Below are 20,232 nucleotides of genomic sequence, written 5' to 3' on the forward strand. Positions count from 1 at the left end.
GCGGGCCAGCTCCAGCCCCTCCCGGCCGAAGCGCTCGCCCTCGGCGGTCTCGCCGTGGACCAGCAGCCGGCCGCTCAGCCGCGCGAGCACGTGGACGCGCGCCGGGGTGGGCCGCGCGGCGAGCCGCTCGGCCTCCCGGAGGTCGTCGAGCTCGTCGTCCCGGCCCTGGTATCCGCCCATCAGCGCGCGGAGCGCCAGCAGCCGCGCCGCCCGGTCCGGGTCGCGGGCGCGGTCGGTCTCGTCCAGTGCCCGCCGGACGAGGGGGAGCCCGTGCCGGGGGTCGCCGACCGCCCCGGCGGCCTCCGCCGCGGCCTCCAGCACCTCCGGCCGGGAGAGGCCGGTCAGGGACTCGGCGGCCGGGACCAGGTCCCACAGCCGCAGGACGCGTTCCAGCAGCGCCAGCTGCTCGGCGTAGGCGGTGGCGGACCGCCGCTCGTCCGCCGCGCGCCACGCGGCGGCCAGTGCCCGGGCGTGGTCGCCGCAGCCCTGCCAGTGGACGGCCAGGGCGCTCGCCGGCGCGTCGCTGAGGCCGGGGGAGCGCTCGATGGCCTCGGCGTACCGGCGGTGGAGCGCGGCGCGCTCGCCGGGGAGCAGGTCCTCGTGGACGGCCTCGCGGATGAGCGCGTGCCGGAACGCGTACCCGTCGCCGTCCGCGACGAGCAGGCCGTGGTCGACGGCGGGGCGCAGCGCCGCGCTGAGGCCGGACTCGGGCAGGCCGGTCACCGCGCCCAGCAGCGCGTGCCCGACGCGGTCCCCGGCCGCGCTCGCCGCCCGCAGCGCCGTGCGGGTCCCGTCCGGCAGCCGGCGGACGCGGCCGAGCAGCAGGTCGCGCAGCGAGCCGGGGACCGCCTCGCCGGGGCTGCCGACGAGCGCCTCCACGAACAGCGGGTTGCCGCCGCCGCGGGCGCGGGCGTCCCGCACCAGGGCGGGGTCGGCTTCGCCGAGGATGCCCCGCACCTGGTCCGCCACCTCCGACAGGCTGAGCGGCGGCAGGTCGACGCGCGCCACGTGCGGGAGGCGGGCCAGTTCGGCGAACAGGGGCCGGGTGTCCGGCTCCTCGGGGCGGAAGGTGACGACCGGCAGCACCCGGCCGCGCGGCGGGTTCCGGAGCAGGAAGGACAGCAGGTCCCGCGTGGAGGCGTCCGCCCAGTGGGCGTCCTCGACCACCAGGACGAGCGGCTCGTCCTCGCCGAGCCGCTCCACCAGCGCCAGCACGTGCTCGAACAGCCGCATCTGCCCGGTGCCGTCGTCGGGCGGCGGCGCGGCGGCGGTCAGGCCGGGCATCAGCCGGGCCAGCTCCGGCAGGGCCGGCCCCGGCGCCAGCGACGCGACCGCGTCCCGGCCGAGGCGCCGCAGCATCGCGCTGAACGGCGCGTAGGGCAGGCTGGCCGCGCCCAGGTCGAGGCATCCGCCCTCCAGCGCGCGCAGGCCCCGGGTGAACTCGGCGACCAGGCGGGTCTTGCCGCCGCCCGCCTCGCCGCCGACGAGCACGGCGGCGGGCTCGCCCGCGCACGCCCGCGCGTGCGCCGCGCGCAGCTCGGCCAGCTCGGCGGCGCGCCCGGCGAACACGGGGCTGACGGCTCCCATCGCACCAGGATGGCGGGCGGCCCGGCGGACCTCCACCGGAAAATCCTTAACGCGACTTGTGTTGCGATAAGAGCTCGGGTAGTCTCGACGCCGTCATATCGCCGCCCGGCAGGGGAGTCCATTGAGGATCTGAGGTCCGACACCGCGCGTACGGCCGTCACCGGCCCGCGCACGTGGCCTCAGAGCGGACCCTCGTCCCGCCGGGCTTTCTCATGCCCGCCGGCGCGTAGCGCGATCCCGCGGTGTCTCCATGCAGCCCGAACCCGCTCGAACCCATGGAGGCCGCCCATGTCCTTCGCCATCGTGTGCTCGGACCTGTCGTTCGCCTGGCCGGACGGCACCGTCGTCCTGGACGGCCTGGACGCCGCGTTCGGCACCGGCCGGACCGGGCTCATCGGCGTCAACGGCTCCGGCAAGTCCACCCTGCTGAAGATCATCGCCGGCGAGGTGCGGCCCGCTTCGGGCACCGTCGCCGTCGAGGGGGAGGTCGGCCACCTGCCGCAGAACCTCGTCCTGGACGGCGCGGCCACCGTCGCCGACCTGCTCGGGATCGGCGCGGCCCGCGCCGCGCTGCACGCCATCGAGCGCGGCGAGGCCACCGAGGAGAACTTCGCCGCCGTCGGGGACGACTGGGACGTCGAGGAGCGCGCCCGCGCCGAACTCGGCCGCCTCGGCCTCGACCACGTCGGCCTGGACCGGACCGTGCCGACCCTCTCCGGGGGCGAGGCCGTGATGGTCGGGCTCGCGGCGCAGTTCCTCGCCCGCCCCGACGTCCTGCTCCTGGACGAGCCCACCAACAACCTCGACCTGGACGCGCGCCGCCGCCTCTACGACGCGGTCGAGTCCTGGACTGGCGTGCTCGTCGTCGTCAGCCACGACCGGGAGCTGCTCGACCGCGTCGACGAGATCGCCGACCTGCGCGACGGCGCGGTCCGGACCTTCGGCGGCGCCCTGTCCGCCTACGAGGAGCTGCTCGCCGTCGAGAAGGAGGCCGCCGAGCGGGCGGTCAGGGCGGCCGGGACCGACCTGCGCCGCCAGAAGCGCGAACTGGAGGAGGCCCGCGTCAAGCTCGCCAGGCGCAGGCGCTACGGCAACAAGATGTTCGAGAACAAGCGCGAGCCCAAGATCATCATGCAGGAGCGCAAACGGCAGGCGCAGGTCGCGGCGGGCAAGCACCGCATCATGCACGAGGAGCGGCTCGCCGACGCCCGCACCCGGCTCGCCGAGGCGGAGGACGCGGTCCGCGACGACGCGGAGATCCGGATCGAGCTGCCGGCCACCCGCGTCCCGGCGGGCCGGACGGTCGCCGAGGTCACCGGCCTGAGCGCGCCCGGACCGGAGACCGGCACGCTCACCGAGCTGATCGTCCGGGGCCCGGAGCGGATCGCGCTGACCGGCCCGAACGGCGCGGGCAAGACGACGTTCCTGCGGATGCTCACCGGTGAGCGCGTCCCGGAGGGGGTCACCGTCAAGATCGGCGTCGACGGCGTCCGGTACCTGCCGCAGCGCCTCGACATCCTGGACGAGGAGCTGAGCGTGATCGACAACGTCCGGGCGCAGGCGCCGTCGGCGCCGCCGTCCGAGGTCAGGGCGGGCCTCGCCCGGTTCCTGTTCCGCGGCGCCCGGGCCGAGCGGAAGGCCGGCACGCTGTCGGGCGGGGAGCGGTTCCGCGCCGTCCTGGCGTCCCTGCTGCTCGCCGAGCCCGCCCCGCAGCTCCTCCTGCTGGACGAGCCGACGAACAGCCTCGACATGGCCGGCGCCGCCCAGCTCGCCCAGGCCCTCGCCGCGTACGAGGGCGCGCTGATCGTGGTCAGCCACGACCTGCCGTTCCTGCGCACCCTCGGCCTGACCCGCTGGCTGCGCCAGGACCGCACCGCCGGCCTCACCGAGACGGCGCCCATGTGATCCCGATAAATGGGTGATCTTGCGTGATCATCGCTGCTACGGTCGTGCTCGCGATCGAGGGGAAGTGAACGAGATGCCGACGAAGCTCAACCAGATCATCGCGGTCGAGAAGGGCGTGAAGAGCAAGGCCCTCCAGGACCTGGCGGCGGCGCACCAGGCGACGCAGAAGGCCCCGCTGCTGTCCGGCATCTCGCGGACCTACCAGCCGAAGGACGAGGACGGCGACCAGCTGCCCGCCGAGTCCACCCGCGTCCAGGTCACGGTGGAGAGCGTGCTGCGGGACGTGATGCGCTCGCTCACCCGGCTGTTCGACGTCACCGCGACCAAGGACTGGGCGAACTGCGTCGCCCGCGCCGACGTGACCGTGGACGGCACGACGCTGGTCCGGGACGTGCCGGTCACCTACCTGCTGTTCCTGGAGAAGCAGCTGAACGACCTGCACGCCTTCCTGCGGAAGCTGCCGACCCTGGACGCCGCGGAGACGTGGACGTTCGACCCGTCCACCGACGTGTGGCGGACGGAGCCGGTCCGCACGGTGAAGACCAAGAAGGTGCCGCGCAACCACGTCAAGTCCGAGGCGACCGAGAAGCACCCGGCCCAGGTCGAGGTCTACTACGAGGACGTCGCGGTCGGCCACTGGACGACGGTGAAGTTCTCCGGCGCGCTGCCGGCCAGGCGGGTCAACGAGCTGCTCGACCGGGTCGAGAAGCTGCAGGACGCCGTGAAGTTCGCGCGCGAGGAGGCCAACGGCGCCGAGGTGACCGACCAGCGCGTCGGCGAGGCCGTGCTCGGCTACGTCTTCGGCTGACGCGGCCGCGGCCCGTCCGGCCCGCGACGACCCGGCCCGCGACGACGCGGCCCGTGACAACTCAATAGGATCCCCCCGCTGCGCGGGGGGTGCGCGAGGAGCGCAAGCTGAAGCTGAAGCCGAAGCTGATCAGGGTGAGCGTCCAGTGCGGGTTCGAATCCCGCCCCCGGCGCCCGTGCCGGGGTGGCCCAACAGGTAGAGGCAGCCGCCCGCTCAACCTCAGACTCTCGCTCCAGACTCAGCATTCACCGCCGATCGCCGGATCGCGCGGACGTGGACGACACCCTTGGGATGCCGGTTCGAATCCGGCTCGCTCCGCTCGTGGGGCGATGGCGTAACGGCAACGCACGAGGGCCTCAGGATGATCCGCGGCCACCTGACACCGGCGTGCGAAGTGGGCGGTAACACCAGGGGCCCGGGGTTTGGCAAATCTCCGGGCCCCGCTCCCGCCTTCCGGGTCAGGTGAGGACGCGTTTGGTGAACGTGCGGGTCGCGGCCCAGGTCAGCAGGGCCGTACCGCCGACGACGGCGAGCAGGAACGCCCACATCGGCATGTGCGGGATGCCGGGGGTGAGCGCGCTGCGCAGCCCCTCGCTGACGTACACCAGCGGGTTGAACAGGCTGAGGATCTGCAGCCAGCGGATGTGGTCCAGCGCCGACCACGGGTAGTACACGCAGCCGAGCATCGTCATCGGCAGCAGCACCATCGCGAACAGGACCTGGACCTTCTGCGGGTTCATCAGCGTGCCGAGCAGCAGGCCGCCGGCCGCCGACAGCAGCGACCCGGCCACCATCACCACGATCAGGACCGGCCAGTTGCCCACGTGCACCTCCGGGGCCTGCCCGTCGGCGTGGATGAACAGCACCGCGGGGAAGACCAGCAGCCCGCCGATCAGCCCCTGCGTCGCCGCCGCGATGATCTTCTGCGCGGCCAGCAGCGGGATGGGCACCGGGGCCAGCGCCCGGTCGGTGATCGACTTCTGCCAGGTCAGCTCCATCATCAGCGGGAAGATCACCGCCATCATGGCCTGCATGATGATGGACGAGCCGACCAGGCCCGGCACGAGGATGGTGGAGAACGTCGGGCCGCCCGGCCCGCCCGCCATCGCGCCGCCGCCGAGCTTCGGCAGCACGTAGGCGAACACGAACACGAACATCACCGGCTGCACCAGCACCCGGACGAACGTGGCCAGGAAGTTCTTGCGCATGACCCGCGCCTCGCGCGCCATCATCGCGGCGAACGTGCGCGGGATCGTCGCCCGCGCGGGAGGCGGCGGGGCCAGGACGGCGGGGGCTGCTGCGGCGGTCATTCGCGGTACTCCCGTCCGGTGAGGGTGAGGAAGACGGTCTCCAGGCTGGGGCGGAGCTGGGTGGCGTCGGTGACGCCGACGCCCGCGCCCGACCCGATCGTGACGAGCTCGCCGAGGATGCCGTCCGGTTCGGCGGCGAAGACGCGCACCTGGCCGTCGTTCACCTCGACCTTGCTGATCCCGCTGCGGTCGGCGAGCTTCTCGATCTCCCGCGGGGCGGCGGAGTCGTAGGTGACGGTGATGACGGTGTCGGCGCCGGCGCTGGACTTCAGCTGGTCCACCGTGCCGCTGGCCAGGATCTTCCCGTGGTCGACGACCGCGACCCTGTCGCAGAGCGCCTCCGCCTCCTCCATGTAGTGGGTGGTGAGGACGATCGTCTGCCCGGCGGCCTGGAGCCCGCGCAGCACCTCCCACAGGTTGGTGCGGGTCTGCGGGTCGAGGCCGGCGGTCGGCTCGTCCAGGAACAGCACCTCGGGGCCGTGCATGAGGGCCCGGCAGATCATGACGCGCTTGGCCTGCCCGCCGGAGATCTCGAACGGGTTGCCGCCGCGCGTCTCGGTGAGGCCGAACAGCTCCAGCAGCTCGGCCGCGCGCCTGCGGGCGTCGCGGGCGCCGAGCCCGAAGTAGCGGCCGCGGAACTCCAGGTTCTCGGCGACGGTCAGGTCGCTGTCGAGGGTGTTGTTCTGCGAGACGACGCCGATGCGGCGCTTGATCTCGACGGCGTCCTTCACCACGTCCAGGCCGGTCACGTGCGCGCTGCCGCCGGTCGGGACGACCAGCGTCGTGAGCATGCCGATGGTGGTGGACTTGCCCGCGCCGTTCGGGCCGAGCAGGCCGAAGAACTCGCCGCGCGGGACGTCCAGGTCGATGCCCTGCACGGCGGGCACCTCGGGGCGCGGCCCGGACGCGGGATAGGTCTTCCTCAGGTCGACTGTGCGAACAGCGGCTTCCGGGGGTTCGGTCATGCGCCGTCTCCCTCCGCTTCCTCTTCGTGGGAGTAGTTCTCGAACCGTTTGATCAGGTTGACCAGGAACCTGCGGACGGCCTCCTCGTCGCCCTCGTCCACGACGTCGTAGAGGCGGCCGAGGTCCCGGCCGATGGGCTGGGACTTCTCGGCGATCAGCTGCCGGCCCGAGTCGGTGATGCGCAGCATCACGCCGCGCCGGTCGCGGTAGGAGCGCTCGCGCCGGACGTGCCCGTTGCGCTCCAGGGTGTCGGCGACCGAGGTGATCGTGGCGGGGGTGACCAGCAGCCGCTTGGCGGCCTCGCCGGGACGCAGCCCGTCCTCGACGATGAGCAGCCGCAGCAGGAAGAACCCGGCGGGGCTGATGCCGTGCTTCTCGATGATCCGCCAGGCGACGGGCCCCGACAGCCGCGAGGCCGTGGCGAAGAGCCGGCCGATCGGCCACTCCTCCATGGGGCCGGGCATCACGAGATCGCTGAAGCCGGGGTTCTTCATGGCGAGGATGTTAGGGGACTGATGTTCAGTGGGCAAATCTTTAGATCTCTAAATACTCTCGGATCCATGACGTCAACATAGGTTGACACGCCCCGGATGTCAACATCGGTTGACGGATCGGCCCGCTGTGGCGCTCGTCTCAGCAGGTGGGAAAACCGGACCCCGGTGTTGAATAGACATTCAGGGTCCTGCATACTCTTGCTGTCGTCTTCGAGAGGGCATGGGGAGATGGGAATCCGGACGGCGGTCGCCGGCGCCAGCGGGTACGCGGGCGGCGAGCTGCTGCGCATCCTGGCGGGACATCCAGAGTTCGAGATCGGCGCGCTGACGGCGGGCTCCAACGCGGGCACCGAGCTGGGCGCGCACCAGCCCCACCTGCGATCCCTGGCCGGGCGCGTCCTGGCCGAGACCACCCCCGAGACCCTCGCCGGCCACGACGTCGTGTTCCTGGCGCTGCCGCACGGCCGGTCCGGCCCGCTCGCCGCCCGGCTCGGCGAGGACGTGCTGGTCGTCGACTGCGGCGCCGACCACCGCATCGCCGACGCGGCCGCGTGGGAGGCGTTCTACGGCACCCCCCACGCGGGCACCTGGCCCTACGGCCTGCCCGAGCTGCCCGGCCACCGGGACGCGCTGCGCGGTGCCAGGCGCATCGCCGTCCCCGGCTGCTACCCGACCGCGGTGTCGCTCGCGCTGGCCCCCGCGTACACCGCCGGGCTCGCCGAACCCGACGCCGTCGTGGTCGCCGCGTCCGGTACCTCGGGCGCCGGACGGGCCCTCAAGCCGCACCTGCTGGGCAGCGAGGTCATGGGCTCGGTCTCCGCCTACGGCGTCGGCGGGACGCATAGGCATACGCCGGAGATGGTGCAGAACCTGAGCGCCGCGGCGGGGGAGCCGGTCACCGTGTCGTTCACCCCGACGCTCGCGCCGATGAGCCGCGGCATCCTCGCGACCTGCACGGCCAAGGCCCGCCCCGGCGTGACCGCCGCATCGCTGCGCGCCGCCTACGAGAAGGCCTACGCCGGCGAGCCGTTCGTCGGCCTGCTGCCCGAGGGCGCATGGCCCGCCACGTCCATGACGCTCGGCGCCAACACCGTCCTGCTCCAGACCGCCCTGGACGAGGCGGCCGGCCGCATCGTCGTGGTCGCCGCCGTCGACAACCTCGCCAAGGGCACCGCGGGCGGCGCGGTCCAGAGCGCCAACATCGCCCTCGGCCTGCCCGAAGACCTCGGGCTCACCACGATCGGAGTCTCCCCGTGAGCGTCACCGCCCCCAGGGGTTTCCGCGCCGCCGGCGTCGTCGCCGGGCTGAAGGACAGCGGCAACCGCGACCTGGCCCTCGTCGTCAACGACGGGCCGTCCCGCGCCGCGGCCGGGGTCTTCACCCGCAACCGCGTGAAGGCCGCGCCCGTCCTGTGGTCGCAGCAGGTCCTCAAGGGCGGCCGCGTCCGCGCGGTCGTGCTGAACGCCGGCGGCGCGAACGCCTGCACCGGCGCGCCCGGCTTCCAGGACACCCACGCCACCGCGGAGAAGGCCGCCGAGCTGCTGGACGACTCCGCCGGCGAGATCGCCGTCTGCTCCACCGGGCTGATCGGCGAGCGCCTCCCCATGGACCTGCTGCTGCCCGGCGTCGGCAAGGCCGCCGCCGAGCTGTCGCGCGGCGACGGCGGGCTCGCCGCCGCCGACGCGATCCGCACCACCGACACCGTCGCGAAGATCTCCTTCCGGCAGGGCGCGGGCGGCTACATGATCGGCGCGATGGCGAAGGGCGCGGGCATGCTCGCCCCGTCCCTCGCCACGATGCTGTGCGTCATCACCACCGACGCCGACCTGCCCGCCGGGACGCTCGACCGGGCGCTGCGCGCCGCGACCCGCGCCACCCTCGACCGGCTCGACTCCGACGGCTGCATGTCCACCAACGACACCGTCCTGCTGCTGGCGTCCGCCGCCGCCGGGGTCGTCCCGGACGAGGAGGAGTTCACCGCGCTGCTCACCGAGGTGTGCGGCGACCTCACCCGGCAGCTTCTGGTGGACGCCGAGGGCGCGTCCAAGGCCATCGCGATCGAGGTCGTCGGCGCCGCGTCCGAGGACGACGCGGTCGCCGTCGGCCGGTCCATCGCCCGCAACAACCTGCTCAAGTGCGCGATCCACGGCGAGGACCCGAACTGGGGCCGGGTGCTGTCGGCGGTCGGCACCACCGACGCGGTGTTCGAGCCCGACCAGCTCAACGTCGCGATCAACGGCGTGTGGGTGTGCCGGAACGGCGCGTCCGGCGACGACCGCGACAAGGTCGACCTGCGGCCCCGCGACGTGACGATCACCGTCGACCTGGCCGCCGGGCCGCACAGCGCCACCGTCTGGACGACCGACCTCACGGCCGACTACGTCCACGAGAACTCGGCGTACTCGACATGAGCGCGATCACGAGCGGCGCGGAGATCCGCGGCAACCGGGCGGGCGTGCTCTCGAAGGCGGAGACGCTCATCAAGGCGCTGCCCTGGCTGGAGCGCTTCCACGGCAGGACCGTCGTGATCAAGTACGGCGGGCACGCGATGACGGACGAGGCGCTGCGGCACTCCTTCGCCGAGGACATCGTGTTCCTGCGCTACGCCGGGCTGAAGCCGGTGATCGTGCACGGCGGCGGCCCGCAGATCAACGCGGCGCTCGCCCGCAACGGCATCGACTCGACGTTCACCGCCGGGCTGCGGGTCACCACGCCGGAGGCCATGGAGGTCGTCCGGATGGTGCTGACCGGGCAGGTGCAGCGGGACGTCGTCGGCCTCATCAACCGGCACGGCCCGTTCGCGGTCGGCATGTCCGGCGAGGACGCGAACCTGTTCACCGCCGAGCGCAAGCACGCGGTCGTGGACGGCGAGAAGGTCGACATCGGCCAGGTCGGCGAGATCGTCGAGGTGCAGGTCGGCGCGGTCCGGGCGCTGCTGGACGACGGCCGCGTCCCGGTCGTGTCCAGCGTCGCGCGCGGCGACGACGGCGAGGTCTACAACGTCAACGCCGACACCGCCGCCGCCGCGCTGGCCGTCGCGCTGGACGCGGCGAAGCTCGTCGTCCTCACCGACGTCGACGGGCTCTACGCGAACTGGCCCGACGGCGACGACGTGATCGACAGCCTCACCGCCGACGAGCTGGCCGCCCTGCTGCCGGGCCTGTCGTCGGGGATGGCGCCGAAGATGGAGGCCTGCCTGGCGGCCGTGCGCGGCGGCGTCCCGCAGGCCCACGTGCTGGACGGCCGCGTCCCGCACTCGCTGCTGCTGGAGATCTTCACCGACGAAGGGATCGGAACCATGGTGCTGCCCAGCCCCCCGGGCGCCCCCGCCGAGGTGACGGCATGAGCGACCTGCGCAGCCGGTTCGAGGCCGCCTTCATGCCGAACTACGGGGTGCCGCCGGTGGCGCTGGCGCGCGGCGAGGGCTGCCGGGTCTGGGACGCCGGCGGCCGCGAGTACCTCGACCTGATCGCCGGGATCGCGGTCAGCTCGCTCGGGCACGCCCACCCCGCCCTGGTCGAGGCGGTGGCGGCGCAGGCCGCGACGCTGGCCCACTCGTCCAACCTGTTCCTGCACGAGCCCGAGGTGCTGCTGGCCGAGCGGCTGCGGGAGCTGCTGGGCGGCGACGGGAGGGTGTTCCTCGCCAACAGCGGCACCGAGGCCAACGAGTGCGCGCTGAAGCTCGCCATCAAGTACGGCAAGCGGCACGGGCGGACGTACTTCGTCGCCGCGGAGAACGGGTTCCACGGCCGGAGCATGGGCGCGCTGTCGCTGACCGGCAAGGCGTCGATCCGGGAGCCGTTCGGGCCGTTCGCCATCGACGTCCGGTTCGTCCCCTACGGTGACGCCGACGCGCTGAAGGCCGCGGTGGACGAGGACTGCGCGGCGGTGTTCCTCGAGCCCACGCAGGGCGAGGCCGGGGTCGTCCCCCCGCCGGACGGGTACTTCACGGCGGCCCGGGAGGTCTGCGACGCGACGGGCGCGCTGTTCGTCGCCGACGAGATCCAGTCGGCCATCGGGCGGACCGGCACCTGGTTCGCGTTCGAGCACGAGAACGCCAAGCCGGACGTCCTGACCCTGGCCAAGGGCCTCGGCGGCGGGCTGCCGATCGGCGCGTGCATCGCGTTCGGCCCGCACGGCGACCTGTTCGCCAAGGGCGACCACGGCAGCACGTTCGGCGGGAACCCGGTCGCCTGCGCCGCCGCACTCGCCGTCCTCGACACCATCGAGAAGGACGGCCTCCTCGCCAACGCCGTCGCGGTGGGGGAGACCCTGGCCGCCGGGCTCGGCGCCGTCGAGCACCCGCTGCTGGCGGGCGTGCGGGGCCGCGGGCTGTGGCGGGCCGCCGTGCTCACCGGCCCGCACTCGGCCGCCGTCGAGGCCGCCGCCCGCGACGCGGGCTTCCTCGTCAACGCGCTGCAGCCGGACGCGCTGCGGATCGCGCCGCCGCTCGTCCTCACCGCCGAGCAGGCCCGGTCGTTCACCGGCGCCTTCCCCTCGATCCTCGACGCCGCCTCCCCGGGGCAGGAGGGATGACCATGGCCAGGCACTTCCTCCGGGACGACGACCTCGCGCCCGCCGAGCAGGCCGAGGTCCTCGACCTCGCCGCCGAGGTCAAGAGGGACCGGTTCGCCCACCGGCCCCTCGAAGGCCCGCGGTCGGTCGCCGTCCTGTTCGACAAGCCGTCCACCCGGACCCGGCTGTCCTTCACCGTCGGCATCGCCGAGCTCGGCGGCAACCCCGTCGTCATGGACGCGGGAACGAGCCAGCTCGGCCGCGGCGAGACGATCGCCGACACCGCCCGCGTCCTGGAGCGGCAGGTCAGCGCCATCGTGTGGCGGACCGCCGGGCAGGAGCGCATCGAGGAGATGGCCGCCGGCACCGCCGTCCCGGTCGTCAACGCCCTCACCGACGAGTTCCACCCCTGCCAGGTCCTCGCCGACCTGCAGACCGTCCGGGAGGCGAAGGGCGGCCTCGCCGGCGTCACCCTCGCCTACCTCGGCGACGGCGCCAACAACATGGCGCACTCCTACCTGCTCGGCTGCGCCACCGCCGGCATGCACGTCCGCGTCGGCGCGCCCGCGTCCCAGCCGCCGGACCCGGCCGTCGCCGCCCGCGCCGCCGAGATCGCCGCGGCGACCGGCGGGTCGGTGACCGTCACCGACGACGCCGCCAAGGCCGCCGCCGGAGCCGACGTCCTCGCCACCGACACGTGGGTGTCGATGGGCCAGGACGGCAAGGACACCTCCCTCTACGAGCCCTACGCGGTCGGCGAGGACCTGCTCGCCCTCGCCGACCCCTCGGCGGTCGTCCTGCACTGCCTGCCCGCCTACCGCGGCAAGGAGATCGCCGCGTCCGTCCTGGACGGCCCCCGGAGCCGGGTCTGGGACGAGGCGGAGAACCGGCTGCACGCCCAGAAGGCGCTGCTCGTCTGGCTCCTGGAGCGGTCCCGGTGACGACCCCCATGACCAAGGCCGCCCGGCACGCCCGGGTGATCGAGCTGCTGACCCGGTACCCCGTCCACTCGCAGGGCGAGCTCGCGAAGCTCCTCGCGGACGAGGGCGTCGACGTCACCCAGGCCACGCTGTCGCGCGACCTGGTCGAGATCGGCGCGGTGAAGCTGCGCGCCGACGACGGCAGCCTGATCTACGCCGTCCCCGGAGAGGGCGGCGAGCGGATCCGGCGGGCCCGCACCGGGGCCGCCGAGACCTTCACCGGACGGCTCTCCCGGCTCGCCGCGGAGCTGCTCGTCTCGGCCGAGGCGTCGGCCAACCTGGTCATGGTGCGGACCCCGCCCGGGGCCGCCCAGTACCTGGCCTCGGCGATCGACCACGCCGAGTGGCCGTCGATCCTCGGAACCGTCGCGGGGGACGACTCGATCCTCGTCATCGCCCGCGACCCCGACGGCGGGGAGGACGTCGCGCAAGGGCTCCTCAGGCTGACCAGCGGGCGCGAGCGACGAAGCTAGGGCCGCCCGGCGGCCCCCATCCCAGCCTTCCGAATCCGAACACTTTCGCACAGGAGACCAAGACCATGAGCGAGCGCGTCGTACTCGCGTACTCCGGGGGCCTGGACACCTCCGTCGCCATCCCGTACCTCGCCGAGCAGACCGGCGGGGAGGTCATCGCCGTCGCGGTGGACGTCGGCCAGGGCGGCGAGGACCTCGACACCATCCGCAAGCGGGCCCTCGCCTGCGGCGCGGCCGAGGCCGTCGTCGTGGACGCCAGGGAGGAGTTCGCCGCGGACTTCTGCGTCCCCGCCATGCAGGCCAACGCCCTCTACATGGACCGCTACCCGCTGCTGTCCGCGCTGTCCCGGCCGCTGATCGTCAAGCACCTGGTGTCGGCCGCGAAGGAGTTCGGCGGCACCACCGTCTCGCACGGGTGCACCGGCAAGGGCAACGACCAGGTCCGCTTCGAGGCCGGCCTGTCCGCCCTCGCGCCCGAGCTGAAGGTCATCGCGCCCGCCCGCGACTTCGCCTGGACGCGCGACAAGGCCATCGCGTTCGCCGAGGACAAGGGCCTCCCGATCGACGTGTCGGCCAAGTCGCCGTACTCCATCGACCAGAACCTGTGGGGCCGCGCCGTCGAGACCGGGTTCCTGGAGGACATCTGGAACGGCCCCATCGAGGACGTCTACGACTACACCGCCGACCCCGCCGAGCCGCGCGAGGCCGACGAGGTCGTCATCACGTTCGCGTCCGGCGTGCCGGTCGCGCTGGACGGCCGCCCGCTGACCCCGTACCAGATCATCGCCGAGCTGAACCGGCGCGCGGGCGCGCAGGGCGTCGGCCGCATCGACATGGTCGAGGACCGGCTCGTCGGCATCAAGAGCCGCGAGGTCTACGAGGCCCCGGCCGCGATCGCGCTGATCACCGCGCACATGGAGCTGGAGAACGTCACCGTCGAGCGCGACCTGGCCCGCTTCAAGCGGTCCGTCGACCAGCGGTGGGGCGAGCTGGTGTACGACGGGCTGTGGTTCTCGCCGCTGAAGGACGCCCTGGACGCGTTCATCGCCGACGCGCAGAAGGCCGTGTCGGGCGAGGTCAGGATGACCCTGCACGGCGGCCGCGCCGTCGTCACCGGCCGGCGCAGCGACGCGTCCCTCTACAGCTACGACCTCGCGACCTACGACACCGGCGACGCCTTCGACCAGAGCCTCGCCAAGGGCTTCGTCGAGCTGTGGAGCCTGCCCAGCAAGATCGCCGCCAAGCGCGACCGCGACCTGGAGGGCTGAGCCGGAGTCCGGGCACTCCGGACAGAACACGTGAGGAGTCCGGTCGCCGGCGAAGCGGGCGGCGGGGCGAAGCCCGCCGCCCGGCCCGGCGGTTCGCCGTAACCTGGGCCGGACGCCGTGTCCCGCGCGGGGACGCCGGGGGCCCGGTGTCACCGCGCGGCGCACGCATGCCCGGCTGCGGCGGGGCGGGCGGGGGCGTGGTGAGATGGAACGACAACGATCAGCGGTGGGAAGACGAGGAAATCACGTGACGAAGGCACCGACGCGGCTGTGGGGCGGCCGGTTCGAAGGCGGCCCGTCGGACGCGCTCGCGCGGCTCTCGGTGAGCGTCCAGTTCGACTGGCGGCTCGCCCCCTACGACCTGATGGGCTCGCGCGCGCACGCCCGCGTCCTCAACCGGGCGGGGCTGCTCACCGACGACGAGCTGGAACGCATGATCGGTGCCCTGGACGACCTGGAGGAGGCGTGCAGGTCCGGCGAGTTCCGGCCCACCGTCGCCGACGAGGACGTCCACACGGCCCTGGAGCGCGGCCTGCTGGAGCGCCTGGGCGCCCTCGGCGGCAAGCTGCGCGCCGGTCGCAGCCGCAACGACCAGGTCGCCACCGACCTGCGCCTCTACCTGCGCGACCACGTCCGCCAGATCACCTCCCGGCTCGTCGAGCTGGAGACCGCGCTGATCGCGCAGGCCGAGCACAACCTCGGCGTCGCCGCGCCCGGCATGACGCACCTGCAGCACGCCCAGCCGGTGCTGTTCTCCCACCAGCTCCTCGCGCACGTCCAGCCGCTGACCCGCGACATCGACCGGCTGCGCGACTGGGACCGGCGCGCCGCGGTGTCCCCGCTCGGCTCCGGCGCGCTCGCCGGCTCGTCGCTGCCGCTCGACCCGCAGGCGACCGCCGCCGAGCTCGGCTTCGACTCCGCCGCGCCCAACTCGATGGACGCCGTCGCCGACCGCGACTTCGTCGCCGAGTTCCTGTTCGCCGCCGCGCTGATCGGCGTCCACCTGTCGCGCCTCGGCGAGGAGATCTGCCTCTGGGCGTCGCAGGAGTTCCGCTGGATCGAGATGGACGACACCTACGCCACCGGGTCGTCGATCATGCCGCAGAAGAAGAACCCCGACGTCGCCGAGCTGGCGCGCGGCAAGGCGGGCCGCCTCATCGGGCACCTCGTCGGGCTGCTCACCACCCTCAAGGGCCTGCCGCTCACCTACAACCGCGACCTCCAGGAGGACAAGGAGGGCGCGTTCGACGCCGTCGAGACCCTCCTGCTCGTCCTGCCCGCCATGTCCGGCCTCATCGCGACGATGCGGGTCAACACGGAGCGGCTGGAGGCCCTCGCCCCCGACGGCTTCGCCCTCGCCACCGACCTCGCGGAGCTGCTCGTCCGGCGCGGCGTGGCGTTCCGCGACGCGCACGAGGTCGTCGGCCACCTGGTCGTGTGGTGCCAGGTCAACGACAAGGACTTCGACGACCTCACCGACGAGGAGCTCGGCAAGGTGTCGCCGCACCTGACGCCGGACGTCCGCGAAGTGCTGAACGTCCAGGGCGCCCTGGCGTCCCGCAAGGCCTACGGGGGGACGGCCCCCGACCGCGTCCGCGAGCAGATCGAGGCGCTGCGCACGCTGGTCAACGAGCACGCCGCCTGGGCGTCCGGCTCGGACTCCTGACCCCGGCGCGCCCGGCGCGGCGAACCCCCTAGGCTGGCCGGGCGGACGAACCGACCCCTAGACCACGGTGAGGCGATGGACGGAGCGCTGCTGCCACGGGACTTCTTCGACGGCCCGGTGGACGAGGTCGCGCCGTCCCTGCTCGGGCACGTCATCTCGCACCGCACTCCCGAAGGGGAGGTGGCCGCGCGGCTCACGGAGGTGGAGGCGTACGCGGGGCCTCTGGACCCCGCGTCCCACGCCTACCGAGGGCGGACGGAGCGCAACGCGGTGATGTTCGGGCCGCCGGGGCACGTCTACGTGTACTTCACCTACGGCATGCACTTCTGCATGAACCTGGTGTGCGGGCCGGACGGGACGTCCATGGCGGTGCTGCTCCGCGCGGGCGAGATCGTCGCGGGTGAGGATCTCGCCCGGGCGCGCCGTCCCCGCTCGACCGTCCGCGACCTGGCCCGCGGCCCGGCCCGGCTCTGCCAGGCGCTCGGCGTCGCCCGCGACCAGAACGGCCTGGACGTGTGCACGCCCGGCGGGGAGATGACCGTCCTGGAAGGCAAGCCCGCCGACCCCGGGCTGATCCGCAGCGGGCCGCGGACCGGCGTGGCCGCCGCCAAGGACGTCCCGTGGCGGTTCTGGATCGACGGCGACCCGACCGTCTCCCCGTACCGCCCGCACGTCCCGAAGCAGCGGAAGAAGATCACGACGGAGGGGTGAGGGCGCCGCCGGCGACCGGCGGTGTCCGGGACGCGGTGTTCACCCGCATGCGGCGGGAGGCGTCCTGCCGTCGAGCAGGTAGGCGTCGACGGCCTTTGCCGCGCAGCGGATGTGCGGGTAGGACCCGTGGCCCTCGGCCCGCACCGTCAGCAGCACGCCGACCCCCGCGCCCAGTTCCGCCACCATGTGCCCGGCGCCGGAGTACGGCGTCGTCGGGTCGCCGGTGTTGGCGACGACCAGGATGGGGGCGGCGCCGTCCGCGCTGACGTCGAAGGTCGCGCTCTCGCCTTTGAACGGCCAGTCGTAGCAGAGGTAGACCGCTCCGGACCAGGTCTCGCCGAAGACGGGGGAGGCCGCGGTGATCCGCTTGATCATCCGCTCGGCCGCGGCGAAGCCGGGGCGCACGCTGGAGTCGGCGCAGGTGATCGCGACGAAGGCGGACGTGCTGCCGCTGTCGGAGACCCGGCCGCGGGCGCCGGCCCCGGTGCCCGCCGCGCGTCTCTTGGGGCCGTGGTCGTACGCCTTGTCCAGCAGCTTGCCGCCGCCGCCCCGCTCCATGACCTCTCTGAGCGCCTCCACCAGGGGCCTCCAGCCCTCCTCGCCGAGGTCCAGGTAGTTCCCGATGGCGCGGGCGGCGAGGCTGTCGTCGAGCTTCTCGTCGCCGCCCGTGGGCGCGGGCTTCTTCTTGAGCCGCTTCAGCAGTTCGATGACGCGCCGGCCGGCCTGCGCCGGGTCGCGGCCGAGCGGGCAGTCGCCGTAGGCGCGTGCGCAGTGCGCGGCGAAGCGGTCGAAGGCCAGCTGCACGGCCTCGGCCCCGCTGATCTCGGCCTCCAGCCGGTTCAGCGCCGGGTCGACCGGGGCTTCGAGCACGACCCTCCCCACGTTCTCCGGGAAGTGGTGGGCGTAGACGCCGCCCAGCGCGGTGCCGTAGGAGACCCCGAAGTAGTGCAGCTTCTCGTCCCCGAGGAGGTAGCGCATCAGGTCGAGGTCGCGCGCCGTCTGCGAGGTGCCGACGTACGGCAGGACCCGGCCGGAGTACTTCTTGCAGCCGTCGGCGCCTTCGAACTCGTCCTTCCCGCACCTCACGGGGGCGGTCCCGCGGACGCCCCGCGGGTCGAAGGAGACCAGGTCGTAGCGCTCGTTCAGCGCCTCGTAATCGTCCGCGAAAACGGGGAGCCCGATGATGCCGGACTGGCCGGGACCCCCGAAGTTGAGCAGGAGCGAACCGATCCGCTTCCGCTCCGGTCCCGTGTGCCTCTTCCGGATCATGGCGACGTCGATCGTGTCGCGGCCCGGCCGCCGGTAGTCCAGCGGGGCCTTCATCGTGGCGCATTCCCAGCCGTCGCCCCGGGCCCCGGACGACTCCGGGCAGTCCGACCAATCGAGCCGCTGGCCGGCGGTGAACGACGCGGGCAGGCCCGGCGGAGGGTTCGCCGCCTTCTTCTCGACCCGGCGCGGCGGCGCGGACGGCCCGGAGTCCCCGGGCAGGTCGCACCCGGCCCCGGCGGCCAGGACGGGCGAGAGGACGATGGCGAGCAGGCAGGTGGCATCCCGTCGGCGCGGGGCGGCGGAAAGCGACCGGTCACCGTGCGTGGTCGTCCTCCTGCGGAAGACCCGGGTCGGGGGCTGAAAAGCCCAGAACCGCGCACGCACTCGCGAGTCCCCCTGCCCTCGGGCACGCCGGAACGCCGTGCCGCTCGGATTCCGGTGCACGAACCTACTACCGATCGGTACTCCGCCCGCACCGGGACGTTCGTTCCCGCTGCCCGCACCGCGGGCGGACGTTGAATATCGTTGGCGTGACACGAACCCGCCGGGGCAGTCTGGTGGGTGCACGGAAGCAAGCCGGAGACGAGGGAGACCGTGACCGACATCCTGGATGATCTCGCGTGGCGCGGCCTGATCGCGCAGTCCACCGACCTGGACGAACTGCGGGCGCTGCTCGCCGCGGGACCGGTCACCCTCTATTGCGGGTTCGACCCGACGGCGCCGTCGCTGCACCTCGGCAACCTGATGCAGATCCTCACGCTGCGGCGCTTCCAGCAGGCCGGGCACCGGCCCATCGGCCTCGTCGGCGGCGCCACCGGCCTGATCGGCGACCCCAGCGGGAAGAGCGCCGAACGCGCCCTGAACTCCGAGGAGACCGTCGCGGGCTGGGTCGAGCGGATCCACGGCCAGGTGTCGAAGTTCCTCGACTTCAACGACGGGCCGACCGGCGCCACGATGGTCAGCAACCTCGACTGGACCGGCCCCATGACCGTCATCGAGTTCCTGCGCGACATCGGCAAGCACTTCCCGGTCAACCGGATGCTGGCCCGCGAGACCGTCAAGGCCCGGCTCGAATCGACGGGCATGAGCTACACCGAGTTCAGCTACGTCCTGCTCCAGTCGATGGACTTCCTGGAGCTGTACCGGCGCTACGGGTGCAGGCTCCAGACGGGCGGCAGCGACCAGTGGGGCAACCTCACCGCCGGGGTCGACCTGATCCGGCGCGCCGAGGGCGGCACCGCGCACGCGCTGACCACGCCGCTGCTCACGAAGGCGGACGGCTCGAAGTTCGGCAAGACCGCGGGCGGCGAGACCTACTGGCTCGACCCCGAGCTGACCTCGCCGTACGCGTTCTACCAGTTCTGGATCAACGCCGACGACCGGGACGTGGAGAACTTCCTCAAGGTCTTCAGCTTCCGTTCGCGGGAGGAGATCGAGGACCTGGTCAAGCAGGGCGCGGACCGTCCGGCCGCACGCGCCCCCCAGCGGGCGCTGGCGGAGGAGCTGACCACGCTCGTGCACGGCGCCGACGAGACCGCCCGCGTCGTGGCGGCCTCCCGCGCGCTGTTCGGGCAGGGCGCCCTGGAGGAGCTCGACGAGCGGACTCTGCGGGCCGCGCTGGCCGAGGTGCCCCGCGCGACGGTGCCGCCGGGGGACCTGCCGACCGTGGTCGACCTGCTGACGGCGTCCGGGCTGTGCAAGAGCAAGTCCGAGGCGCGGCGCGCCATCGCCCAGGGCGGCGCCTACCTCAACAACGCCAAGGTCGCGTCGGAAGACGCCGTGCCGGCCGCCGGCGACCTGCTCCACGGCCGCTTCCTCGTCCTGCGGCGGGGTAAGCGGAACGTGGGCGGCGTCGAGGTGACCGCGTCCTGAGCCGTCCTGCTACCGCCCGCCCGGGCCTGTGCCCGGCGGGCGGTAGCCATGAGGCGTGCAAGCTTCGGTAGATACACGTCACAGTGCGGTTACGAGGGCGCGTAGAGGGCACGCTCTGGGGTCCGAAAACATTATCTGACCTGCGGTTTGTTGTCCCGCGTGGTCGATTTGACGCCCCTGGCGAGTGGATCTACTGTTCTACTCGCCCCACGGGAGAGCGGGACGCCGATCAAGGCGGCCGGGCCCGGCGGGGATCCTCTAACAGACCACCTCGGTGGAGCACTGTCTCCATCGATTGGGATGTATGAGGCCGAAGCGCCCCAGAGTTGGACAAACGGGGCGATTCGGATAAAGTAGAAGGGTTGCCCCGGAGCCGGGGCCTGCGGGAGCGGGGTTCGGCGCGGTGGGT

At 73.1% G+C, this 20,232-nt stretch carries 17 protein-coding genes; 12 read left to right on the forward strand and 5 right to left on the reverse strand.

Annotation, left to right across the window (positions count from 1 at the left end; all coding sequences use genetic code 11):
• Window positions 1-1,587: ATP-binding protein (locus ACIWVC_RS29115; protein ID WP_396451505.1), on the reverse strand; the 1,587-nt coding region annotated here is incomplete at its 3' end.
• A 288-nt stretch (window positions 1,588-1,875) separates the two neighbouring features.
• On the opposite strand from ACIWVC_RS29115, the gene ACIWVC_RS29120 reads away from it, so the two are divergent.
• Both ACIWVC_RS29120 and ACIWVC_RS29125 read left to right on the forward strand, forming a co-directional pair.
• Entirely contained in the window at window positions 1,876-3,492 is a 1,617-nt protein-coding gene (locus tag ACIWVC_RS29120) for an ABC-F family ATP-binding cassette domain-containing protein (protein WP_396454823.1), read from the forward strand.
• A 73-nt stretch (window positions 3,493-3,565) separates the two neighbouring features.
• Complete coding sequence (locus tag ACIWVC_RS29125; protein WP_396451501.1) at window positions 3,566-4,300, forward strand: hypothetical protein; 735 nt, start codon at window positions 3,566-3,568, stop codon at window positions 4,298-4,300.
• 458 nt (window positions 4,301-4,758) lie between these two features.
• On the opposite strand, the gene ACIWVC_RS29130 is transcribed toward ACIWVC_RS29125, so the two are convergent.
• The 3 genes from ACIWVC_RS29130 to ACIWVC_RS29140 are packed head-to-tail and all read right to left on the reverse strand — an operon-like array spanning window position 4,759 to window position 7,069.
• On the reverse strand, window positions 4,759-5,610 hold the full coding sequence (locus tag ACIWVC_RS29130) for an ABC transporter permease (RefSeq protein ID WP_396454824.1): 852 nt from the start codon (window positions 5,608-5,610) through the stop codon (window positions 4,759-4,761).
• Window positions 5,607-6,575, reverse strand: a complete 969-nt coding sequence (locus ACIWVC_RS29135; RefSeq protein ID WP_396451497.1) for an ATP-binding cassette domain-containing protein — start codon at window positions 6,573-6,575, stop codon at window positions 5,607-5,609. Before ACIWVC_RS29135 ends, ACIWVC_RS29130 begins: the two co-directional genes overlap by 4 nt.
• On the reverse strand, window positions 6,572-7,069 hold the full coding sequence (locus ACIWVC_RS29140) for a MarR family winged helix-turn-helix transcriptional regulator (protein ID WP_396451495.1): 498 nt from the start codon (window positions 7,067-7,069) through the stop codon (window positions 6,572-6,574). The genes ACIWVC_RS29135 and ACIWVC_RS29140 overlap by 4 nt, the downstream gene beginning before the upstream one ends.
• A 228-nt stretch (window positions 7,070-7,297) precedes the next feature.
• On the opposite strand from ACIWVC_RS29140, the gene argC reads away from it, so the two are divergent.
• From argC to ACIWVC_RS29185, 9 genes are all read left to right on the forward strand, one after another.
• On the forward strand, window positions 7,298-8,326 hold the full coding sequence (gene argC, locus ACIWVC_RS29145) for an N-acetyl-gamma-glutamyl-phosphate reductase (RefSeq protein WP_396451493.1): 1,029 nt from the start codon (window positions 7,298-7,300) through the stop codon (window positions 8,324-8,326).
• Window positions 8,323-9,480 (forward strand): bifunctional glutamate N-acetyltransferase/amino-acid acetyltransferase ArgJ, encoded by a 1,158-nt coding sequence (argJ, locus tag ACIWVC_RS29150; RefSeq protein WP_396451491.1) that lies wholly within the window; start codon window positions 8,323-8,325, stop codon window positions 9,478-9,480. The genes argC and argJ overlap by 4 nt, the downstream gene beginning before the upstream one ends.
• The gene (argB, locus tag ACIWVC_RS29155; RefSeq protein WP_396451489.1) at window positions 9,477-10,415 is read left to right on the forward strand and encodes an acetylglutamate kinase; all 939 of its coding nucleotides are present in this window, start codon (window positions 9,477-9,479) and stop codon (window positions 10,413-10,415) included. Before argJ ends, argB begins: the two co-directional genes overlap by 4 nt.
• Window positions 10,412-11,605: an acetylornithine transaminase gene (locus ACIWVC_RS29160; RefSeq protein ID WP_396454825.1), complete on the forward strand. Its 1,194-nt coding sequence runs from the start codon at window positions 10,412-10,414 to the stop codon at window positions 11,603-11,605. The genes argB and ACIWVC_RS29160 overlap by 4 nt, the downstream gene beginning before the upstream one ends.
• A 2-nt stretch (window positions 11,606-11,607) precedes the next feature.
• A complete protein-coding gene (gene argF / locus ACIWVC_RS29165; protein WP_396454826.1) occupies window positions 11,608-12,525 on the forward strand; it encodes an ornithine carbamoyltransferase in 918 nt (305 codons plus the stop codon).
• 8 nt (window positions 12,526-12,533) lie between these two features.
• On the forward strand, window positions 12,534-13,037 hold the full coding sequence (locus ACIWVC_RS29170) for an arginine repressor (RefSeq protein ID WP_396451507.1): 504 nt from the start codon (window positions 12,534-12,536) through the stop codon (window positions 13,035-13,037).
• A 65-nt stretch (window positions 13,038-13,102) separates the two neighbouring features.
• Window positions 13,103-14,305, forward strand: a complete 1,203-nt coding sequence (locus ACIWVC_RS29175) for an argininosuccinate synthase (RefSeq protein ID WP_396451483.1) — start codon at window positions 13,103-13,105, stop codon at window positions 14,303-14,305.
• A 247-nt stretch (window positions 14,306-14,552) separates the two neighbouring features.
• Window positions 14,553-15,971, forward strand: a complete 1,419-nt coding sequence (gene argH, locus ACIWVC_RS29180; protein WP_396451481.1) for an argininosuccinate lyase — start codon at window positions 14,553-14,555, stop codon at window positions 15,969-15,971.
• Between the two features lie 75 nt (window positions 15,972-16,046).
• Window positions 16,047-16,682, forward strand: coding sequence for a DNA-3-methyladenine glycosylase (locus ACIWVC_RS29185; protein ID WP_396451479.1), 636 nt, complete (start codon window positions 16,047-16,049; stop codon window positions 16,680-16,682).
• A gap of 39 nt (window positions 16,683-16,721) precedes the next feature.
• Here the strand turns inward: ACIWVC_RS29185 and ACIWVC_RS29190 are convergent, their stop codons facing one another.
• Window positions 16,722-18,335: an alpha/beta hydrolase gene (locus tag ACIWVC_RS29190; RefSeq protein WP_396454827.1), complete on the reverse strand. Its 1,614-nt coding sequence runs from the start codon at window positions 18,333-18,335 to the stop codon at window positions 16,722-16,724.
• Between the two features lie 210 nt (window positions 18,336-18,545).
• Here ACIWVC_RS29190 and tyrS point away from each other — a divergent pair, with 210 nt between their 5' ends.
• A complete protein-coding gene (gene tyrS / locus ACIWVC_RS29195) occupies window positions 18,546-19,823 on the forward strand; it encodes a tyrosine--tRNA ligase (RefSeq protein WP_396451475.1) in 1,278 nt (425 codons plus the stop codon).
• Window positions 19,824-20,232: the final 409 nt, after the last annotated feature.

Source organism: Actinomadura sp., from assembly GCF_044508335.1.
Classification (GTDB): domain Bacteria; phylum Actinomycetota; class Actinomycetes; order Streptosporangiales; family Streptosporangiaceae; genus Spirillospora.